The 3,750-nt window shown below is 36.3% G+C and carries 5 protein-coding genes; 2 read left to right on the plus strand and 3 right to left on the minus strand.

Annotated elements, in window-relative coordinates; all coding sequences use genetic code 11:
* Window positions 1-146: 146 nt before the first annotated feature.
* The 3 genes from rnc to ACIQZ6_RS12320 all read right to left on the minus strand — a co-directional run bounded on the left by rnc (window position 147) and on the right by ACIQZ6_RS12320 (window position 2,466).
* Window positions 147-875: a ribonuclease III gene (rnc, locus tag ACIQZ6_RS12310; protein WP_395811530.1), complete on the minus strand. Its 729-nt coding sequence runs from the start codon at window positions 873-875 to the stop codon at window positions 147-149.
* An 80-nt stretch (window positions 876-955) separates the two neighbouring features.
* Window positions 956-2,209 carry a beta-ketoacyl-ACP synthase II gene (gene fabF, locus ACIQZ6_RS12315; RefSeq protein WP_395811532.1) on the minus strand — a complete coding sequence of 418 codons (1,254 nt, stop codon included), beginning with the start codon at window positions 2,207-2,209 and terminating at the stop codon, window positions 956-958.
* A gap of 20 nt (window positions 2,210-2,229) precedes the next feature.
* Complete coding sequence (locus ACIQZ6_RS12320) at window positions 2,230-2,466, minus strand: acyl carrier protein (RefSeq protein WP_008508386.1); 237 nt, start codon at window positions 2,464-2,466, stop codon at window positions 2,230-2,232.
* Between the two features lie 148 nt (window positions 2,467-2,614).
* On the opposite strand from ACIQZ6_RS12320, the gene ACIQZ6_RS12325 reads away from it, so the two are divergent.
* Together ACIQZ6_RS12325 and ACIQZ6_RS12330 are read left to right on the plus strand one after the other, a co-directional pair.
* Window positions 2,615-3,034: an IPExxxVDY family protein gene (locus tag ACIQZ6_RS12325; RefSeq protein WP_395811534.1), complete on the plus strand. Its 420-nt coding sequence runs from the start codon at window positions 2,615-2,617 to the stop codon at window positions 3,032-3,034.
* A gap of 66 nt (window positions 3,035-3,100) precedes the next feature.
* A partial coding sequence (locus tag ACIQZ6_RS12330) for a pyruvate kinase (RefSeq protein ID WP_395811536.1) occupies window positions 3,101-3,750 on the plus strand: 650 nt, incomplete at its 3' end.

The following is a 3,750-nucleotide window of genomic DNA, read 5'->3' on the forward strand; positions in this document are numbered from 1 at the left end:
TGATATCTTGAGCCTTTTTTTCTTTAAATAGTATTGAACTGATCAGAATAAATGGAAAAACAAGTATCATGGCAGCAATAAATACCGTCAAACTATAGATCAGGAATAAAATTGCACTAGCATTTTTCAAAATTCTGAGCATTTCCCTAAATATGTAAGAACTCGCAAGCTTTTTCTGCTGCTAGTTTTTCTGCGTTCTTCTTGTTATAATCTCGGCCAATGGCACAACTTTCACCATCCACATTTGCCCTGATTGTAAAGAGTTTGGTATTTTCTCCTTCTTCATTGGGTATTATTTCAAAAGTGATATCTTTTCCATGGCGCTGGCACCACTCAATTAGCTTGCTTTTAAAATTAGTTTCAGTAAGTTCGAGGGTATGGATGTCAATATGCGGTTTAATAATGCGTTTAAGCAGAAAATTTCTTGTAAAATTATAATCCTTATCCATGTAAACAGCGCCGATCATTGCTTCGAAAGTATCTCCTAAAAGAGAGCCTTGTTTGTTGCTATGATTTAGAGCTTTGTTATCAAATTCAATATGTTCATCGAGGCCAAGACGTTTAGCTAGCTGGTTCAGGTTTGATCGGCTTACTATTTTTGATCGCATTTCAGTTAAAAAACCTTCGTCTTTATAGGGATACATTTTAAATAATAACTCAGCCACCACCGACCCTAATATAGCATCCCCTAAAAATTCAAGTCGTTCGTTACTATTTTTTGCTCCGTTTTTAACCTCTACAGCAACAGAACGGTGCCTGAAAGCCATACGATAAAGTCGTAAATTTCCAGGAACATATCCCAATAAGTTCTTTAAAGACCTTATGTACTTGCGATTTGGCGAAAAGTAGAGTTTATAAATTCTTGAAAATGGCATTAATGACCGTAAATCAAATTGATACTAACTAATATACAGGTTTAAAGAGAAACAGTAAGGATAATTAATGACTAAGATGGTTAGGCCTTGTATTTTTTGAAGATCACAGAAGCATTGTGTCCTCCAAATCCGAAAGTATTGCTCAAGGCAGCGTTTACGGTACGTTTCTGAGCCTTATTAAATGTGAAATTTAATCTTGGATCAAAACCAGGATCATCTGTAAAATGATTTATTGTTGGTGGAATAATATCATTTTGTACAGAAAGAATTACTGCAATTGCTTCTACCGCTCCGGCTGCACCCAGAAGGTGGCCTGTCATTGATTTTGTGGAGCTTATATTTAATTTGAAAGCATCTTCCTTAAACATATCAAGGATAGCTTTTACTTCGCTTATATCTCCAAGAGGAGTAGAAGTGCCATGCACATTAATATAATCAATATCAGAAGGTGCCATGTGAGCATCTCTTAGCGCATTGGTCATAACCAGTTTAGCACCAAGACCTTCAGGATGTGGTGCAGTTATATGATTTGCATCAGCACTCATACCACCACCTACAAGTTCAGCATAAATTTTAGCACCTCTTGCTAGAGCATGCTCTAATTCTTCAAGAATAATACTTCCTGCCCCTTCTCCTGCAACAAAACCATCTCGGTCTTTATCAAAAGGTCGGGATGCAGTTGTTGGATCATCATTTCGTGTAGAAAGTGCATGCATGGCATTGAAACCACCCATGCCTGCCTCATTGATAATAGCTTCTGAACCTCCTGAAACAATAATATCAGCCATATCCAGTCGGATATAGTTAAATGCATCGATCAGCGCATTGGTTGAAGAAGCGCAAGCAGAAACAGTAGAGAAATTCGGACCGCGCAAGCCATGTCTTATTGAAATATGGCCAGGAGCAATGTCCAGAATCATTTTAGGAATGAAAAATGGATTGAAACGTGGAGTTCCATCTCCATTTGCGAAGTTCATAACTTCATCGGTAAAGGTTTTTAAACCACCAATACCAGAGCCCCAGATTACTCCAATTCGATTGGTATCGAGATTTGGGAAATCTAAGCCAGCATCTTTAATAGCCTCATCAGATGCAGCAATTGCATAATGAACAAATGGATCTAATTTACGAGCTTCTTTTTTCTCCAAAAAGTCTTCCGGATTGAAGTTCTTAACTTCACAGGCAAATTTTGTACGAAATTTTTCAGGATCGTAGTGCGTTATAGGAGCGGCGCCGCTTACCCCATTGATCAAACTTTTCCAGAATTCTGGAACAGTATTTCCAATTGGAGTAAGCGCACCTAGTCCTGTAACAACAACTCTTTTAAGCTCCATTTATGTGAGGATATCGTAAATTACTTTACGTTCTTTTCTAAATAAGCGATAGCTTGGCCTACAGTACCGATAGTTTCAGCCTGGTCATCAGGGATAGCTACATTAAATTCTTTCTCAAACTCCATGATTAATTCCACGGTGTCTAGTGAATCGGCACCAAGATCATTGGTGAATGATGCCTCTGGTGTAACTTCACTTTCGTCAACACCTAATTTTTCAACGATAATTGCTTTAACTCTTGAAGCGATATCAGACATGGTTTTATGATTTAATTGTTAAATAAATATGTGCAAAGAAAAATAAATTCTATCAATTTTCAAACCTTTTTGTTTTTAGCAGTTTTATTAGTCAATAATTTAAATGTTTATGCTTATTACATTTGTAATTTAGCACAAAAAATAAACGTTGAATAGAACTACTTTAAAATTTGAACTTGACCTTGACTTCGTGTTGCTGGCTATTACTTCGCAACTAAAAGACTATATGTTTTGTTTTAAAATTAATAAGCAACTTGGAACTGATTTTTGCAAGGTTACTGATTTAGAGCTTCCCTTCAATGCCGGCAACGAAATATTTTATTTTAGCAGATACTTTTTTCTGATGCCGCAAACGGAAACAGAGCTGTATATCATTGCCAATAAAGGTACGGAAGGTTTTTTGGTGCCCGAAATGAAAAAAGTAGATTTCTTTTTATTGATTAGGAATTACATCGATGATGATGACCTAAAGCTGATAATTAGTAAATTAAATAAGGTTCCAGAGGTGCTTGTTGCGGTAGAAGTTGACCCTAAAAAATTGAAATCCAAAGAAAATCTCATATTTTAGCCCTTTCTAATAGGTGTATTTAGTACACAATTGATTGAAAAAATAATTCAAAAAAATATAAAGCTGATGAAAACAGTTCATAACAGAACTAAAATTGTAGCCACATTAGGACCTGCTTCTTGTTCGAAAGAAGTTTTGTTGAATATGATAAAGGCTGGTGTTGACGTATGTAGATTAAATTTTTCTCATGGTAGCCAGGATGATCACCAGAAGGTTATCGATGTTATCAGAGATATCAATAAGAAATATAAAACCAATGTTGGAATACTGGCTGATTTGCAGGGCCCAAAGATTCGGATAGGTTTAGTGAAAGAAGGGGGTGTTAATCTAGCTAGCGGTCATAAGATCGAGATAACTACTAAAGAAATGATCGGTGATGAGAATAAGATTTACATCACTTATCAGAGTTTTCCAAGTGATGTTCGCGCCGGAGAGATCATTCTTCTTGATGATGGCAAGATTCAGATGAGAGTTCTCAAAACGAATAATAAGGATACTGTACAATGTGAAGTGGTATATGGTGGAGTGCTTACCTCTCGTAAAGGAGTGAACCTTCCCAATACAAAAGTGTCAATTCCAAGTTTAACAGAAGAAGATCTCACTAATCTGGACTTTGCCTTAAAAAATGATGTGGAGTGGATCGGTTTATCATTTGTGCGTTCTGCTGATGATATTATTGAATTAAAGAGAATAATTGGAAGAAGCGGGAATGCTGC

This window comes from Daejeonella sp. (assembly GCF_044348475.1).
Lineage (GTDB): Bacteria > Bacteroidota > Bacteroidia > Sphingobacteriales > Sphingobacteriaceae > Daejeonella.